At 32.3% G+C, this 4,792-nt stretch carries 4 protein-coding genes and 1 pseudogene; 1 reads left to right on the forward strand and 4 read right to left on the reverse strand.

Features of this window, described 5'->3' with window-relative positions; genetic code table 11:
• Nucleotides 1-126: pseudogene (locus QM536_07920) on the forward strand (transposase).
• 154 nt (nt 127-280) lie between these two features.
• On the opposite strand, the gene QM536_07925 reads toward QM536_07920, so the two are convergent.
• The 4 genes from QM536_07925 to QM536_07940 all read right to left on the reverse strand — a co-directional run.
• Complete coding sequence (locus QM536_07925) at nt 281-2,971, reverse strand: putative LPS assembly protein LptD (protein ID MDI9356930.1); 2,691 nt, start codon at nt 2,969-2,971, stop codon at nt 281-283.
• Nucleotides 2,972-2,989: 18 nt separating this feature from the next.
• Nucleotides 2,990-3,649, reverse strand: coding sequence for a metal-dependent transcriptional regulator (locus tag QM536_07930; protein ID MDI9356931.1), 660 nt, complete (start codon nt 3,647-3,649; stop codon nt 2,990-2,992).
• A 67-nt stretch (nt 3,650-3,716) separates the two neighbouring features.
• Complete coding sequence (cmk, locus tag QM536_07935; protein ID MDI9356932.1) at nt 3,717-4,418, reverse strand: (d)CMP kinase; 702 nt, start codon at nt 4,416-4,418, stop codon at nt 3,717-3,719.
• Nucleotides 4,419-4,528: 110 nt separating this feature from the next.
• On the reverse strand, nt 4,529-4,792 hold a 264-nt coding region (locus QM536_07940; GenBank protein MDI9356933.1), incomplete at its 5' end, for a hypothetical protein.

Genomic DNA, 4,792 nt, shown 5'->3' on the forward strand with positions numbered 1-4,792 from the left:
TTACCTCCCTACTCTCCGAATCTCAATCTTATAGAAAGATTATGGAAGTTTATGCCAAAAATAGTAATAAACAACAGAGTCTATAGAAAAAAAGAAGAGTTTAGAGAAGCTCTTTTATACTTTTTCAAAAATATTAAAAACTATGAATGTCAACTAAAAAGTTTGTTGACATTAAATTTTCATTTGTTCCAAAATAACTGAATGGTTGAATTTAGAAAAATTTACTTTTCTAAAATCAAATTGATTTGGGTATATTTGAGAATACTTTATGTAAGGTTTTTTAAAAATTATCAAAGAAACTTTTTTGTCTATTTAATCTGAGATCTTGTAGAAGAGAGGATTTAGGACGTATTACAACTTCGTAGCTGGTGTATCTTCCAAAAGGGGTCCAGCTCACGGAAATTTCCCAGCAATGTATATTTCTTACAAAGCTAAAACGGGTGTTATCTTCTGTAATTTTTTTTGCTTCAAAGTCATATCCCGAAGTAAAGGTAATTTTTGTGTTTTTAGTGATGCTGACATCCCCATTCAAGCTCATAGATTGCGTAATAGTAGGATCTGCTAAGCCCGTTCTGGTGTATCCTATATTATATGTAATGTTCAGGTTCCATGGTATATTAAAATCTAAGTATTGGTTTTTATGTTTGTTTATATAATCCAAATCTGCTTCTTCGTATTTATTTTTAGGAACGGGAGGGGTGTCGGGTTGGTTTGTTTTTTTGAATTTGAATGTTTCGGGTTTGAGAGAGAAAGAAAGGGCTATTCCAAAATTTGAAAGAGTTCCGATTCCTTTTCCATCATTCCATGCGAGAACATTTTTTTCGTGTTGTATGTATTCTCCTGATTTTTTGATGCTGTCTAATACCCATACGTATGGGTTTATAGTTCCATTAAAACTTATATTGAATATTTCCAATAGGTTGGTAGAGGTGTTGAGAGATATATTTGATAAGTTTCTTGATTTTGCTAAGAGATTATAAGAAGTCCCTATGGATATTCTGTCAAAAGGTTTTATTTTTTTTGTTTTTTTTCCAGTGGTGTCGCTTTTATCTCGGACTTTTATTTCTAATGTTTTGGTGAGAGAGAAGGATATACTGGCATTTTTGCTGGAATTTGGTATGCTGTTGTTGAGAAATCCTTGGTATTTAGAGAGTAGTTGTGTTTTTCCTTTGTTATCAGATGGGAGTTCTGAAAATATTCCATAAGATGGGTCTGTAAAGTTTGGATTATAACCGAAAGAAAGGGTTATATTTGGTTGTATAAGATTTCTTATTGCTTTTATATTTTTATTTTTGAAAAAGAAAGTTCCATAAATATTGGTAGCAAAGGAGAGAGAGATGCCTGAGGTGTAATATCCTGCTCGGGAAAAAGTATTGATGGTATCTGGCTTTATTTTTTGAGTAGCAGAGTCGTATTGATACTTGAGTTCTTTGAGATACCAAAGGTCTCTATAAGTAAAAGAGGGGTTGAGGGTAAAAAATTTATTGATTCTATAAGAAGAAGCTATATTTATGTTGTGGACACCTCCATTATTTCCGTTCAGGAAGTCCTTAATATCTTTAAAATTGCGGGCGTAGGTGGTTCCTTCTTTGTTTGTGGCTTGGTTTGTAATTTGATTAGAGGCGGCAAAAGAATAGCCGAGCGATATTTGCTTGAGAAAGTTTCCAAAAGAGTTATTCCATGTTACGTATTTTGCTATGGGGTAGAGGTTGGTCATATTTACACTGATATCGGGGAGAGTGAATGTCATAATGTTTGTTTGGACGTTTTGAGTTTGATTCAATTTTGCACTCATGCTGAATGGGGTATTAGTAAATGTTTTGCTATAGGATATACTGGAGCTGAAGAGTGGATTTGTGTTTTGAGTAATATTACGAGAATTGTAGTTTACTTGGTTATAGGTGCTGGTTCCTCCGTTTACGGATATATTTAACCTTCCTGTTCCTGTATTAAGGGGGTTATGATTCCATTTCACCCATAGAGCTGTAGAGGTGCTGGCATCGGCATCTTGGGAGGATTTATTTCTGCTCACATCAAAACTTATTCCACCCATATATGCGTATTTTTTATTATATTCTGATTGGAATCTGCCTGCAATACTTCCATTTGTAAACACATCGGCAATCATAGTAAGGTTCACATAATCGTTTATAGCCCAATAGTATCCTCCATTTTTGAGAAAAAAACCGCGCAGGAGTTCTTCTCCATAAGTGGGGAAAATAACTCCCGATACTTGTCTTTTGGGTTGTGGGAACATTCCAAAAGGAAGTGCTAAAATAGTTGGGACGCTTCTGAATTTCAAAAGGAAAGGACCTGAAATAATTTTATTTCCGGGTATCACTTTTAGTTTACTGGTTTGTATATGAAAATGAGGGTCTTCTAAATTACAGGTAGTATATTTTCCGTTTTTTATATAGAGTTCTTCCCCTACATTCATTTTGACTTTTTCACCGTGCATAAGGGCTTCGCCTTGTTTGCTCACTACTCCATTTATAAAAGCTTGTTTTTTCTTAAAATTATAGGACATACTGCTGGCTTGGTAGTCTTGTTTATCTTGTGTAAACTTAGGTATTCCTATTTTTTTTCCTGTGGTATCTACTGTATAATTTGCTTTGAGGATATCTTTTTTCCAATGTATTTCTACTCTATCTGCTTCTAATGTAATATCGTCATAGTCAATTTTTCCTTGTCCATAGAGAAAAACTTGTTTGTTTTTTACATCTAAAAAAAGAGAATCGTTGCTTTTATAGTTAATGACTGTTTTAATATCTCCGATTTTTTTTTGAGAGAGGGAATCTTTTTTTTTGTGAAAAAGAGAATCTATTTTGGTAGAGTCAGTATTGGATAGAAAAAGAGAATCTGTTTTCTTATTTTGGATCGGATTTTGGGGTTGAGAAAAAGCATCGGGGATAATTATGAATAGAATATATATCCTAAGAATAAGGAGAGTAAGTATATTTGCGTGATTCATGCGATCTATTTTATGGGATTATATTTCGCACACTTTTATATTTTGTGCTATTGGTAGAGATATAATAATTTTTTGAGAATTGTGAATCAGTATTTCAAAAGAGTTATCGTACTCTATTTTTTCTATTATTTTTATTTTACATCCTATTTTTATATTTATTTTTTCCATGTATTTTAAAAAAGAAGGATTATCTTTTTTTAGTTCGGTTACTTTGGCTGTGGTATGTGTAGGGAGGTTTTCCAATGAGATTATTTCAATGGTGTAGGGGGTTCCGTTCTCGTTCAGCAAAGGATTTCCATATATATCTGATTTAGGGTTTTGTAAAAAAGTTACCATTTTGTGTAAGACATGTTCTGATTGTATAGAATCAAAGGAAGTTATTACATTGAGAATTTCGGGTTCTGTAAAAGAGAGCTTTTCCATCAGGAATATTTCCCATAGTTTTTGATTACGGACGAGTTGTATGGCAGTTTTTTTTCCCTGTTCTGTAAGAGAGCATCCGTGGTATTTTTCATAGATGATGAGTTCTTTTTCGTTCAATTTTTTGAGCATATCGGTAACAGAAGCAGGTTTTGTTTTTGTTATTTCTGATATATCATTTGTAAGTATTTGTATTTTTCCTTTTTCTAGCAAAGAATATATGGCTTTCAAATAGAGAGTTTCGGATGAGGTTAACATGAGTTGTAAAGGATTATCTAAAAAATAAAAAAGTAGCTATCAAGAAATGCAAGTACACCCAAAGTTATTATTTGTATTGATTCATTTTTTTGTTTGCGAGGTTTACAATAAATTCTATTTGTTCTTCAAATAAAAGTTTTGAAGTGTCTAAAATATATGCGTCCATGGGTTTTTTAAGGGGACTTTCTTTTCGGGTTTTGTCCAAAGTATCTCTTTTTTCTAAATTTTCAATAATATTTTGTATGCTTATACTTTGTCCTTTTTCCAAGTATTCTTTCTGTCTTCTTTCTGCTCGTACTTGTATATTGGCTGTCATAAAAATTTTTAATTCTGCGGAGGGGAATACCACGGTGCCTATATCTCTACCGTCCATAACGATTCCTTTGAATATTCCCATTTTTTGTTGAAGAGATACCAATTTTTCTCTTACTTTTTTAATAGTGCTGACTTCACTAACATGATTTGATACGTCCATTTCTCTAATACGTTCTTCTACATTTTGACCGTTTAAAAAAATAACATTTTTTTTATGCATTGGGTTCCATTTGAACAGTATTTCTATTCCTTCGAGAAGCGTATTTATTTGATGTATATCATGGATATCTACTTTATTTTCTAAAAAAAAAAGTGTAACAGCTCTATACATTGCTCCCGAATCTATGTATATGTATTTTAATGCTGATGCAACTTGTTTTGCTGTGGTACTTTTTCCGCAGCCCGAATACCCGTCTATTGCTATTACTATCTTTTTAGAATCTTGATGTATCATAATTATTACTAATATAAAGAAGAGATGTTTTTTTCTCTGTTAAAGGATAAAACAATTATTTGTGGTTATTGAATCATTGAAAGATAAAAAATGAGTCGTGATGATATGTTTTAAAGTAGGTTTGTTTCTGTTTCCCTTATTTTTTGTATGGTCTCTAAAGGAAATCCTGTTATTTGTGCAATAAATACATTATCCATACCATTTAGTATTAAATTTTTTGTTATTTCCATTTTTTCTTGTTCTGCACGTGTTTCTGCTTGTTCTGCACGTTGTTTTTCTTGTTCTGCACGTTGTTTTTCTTGTTCTGCACGTTGTTTTTCTTGTTCTGCACGTTGTTTTTCTTGTTCTGCACGTTGTTTTTCTTGTTCTGCACG

Source organism: Chitinophagaceae bacterium (genome assembly GCA_030053935.1).
GTDB lineage: Bacteria > Bacteroidota > Bacteroidia > Cytophagales > JASGCU01 > JASGCU01.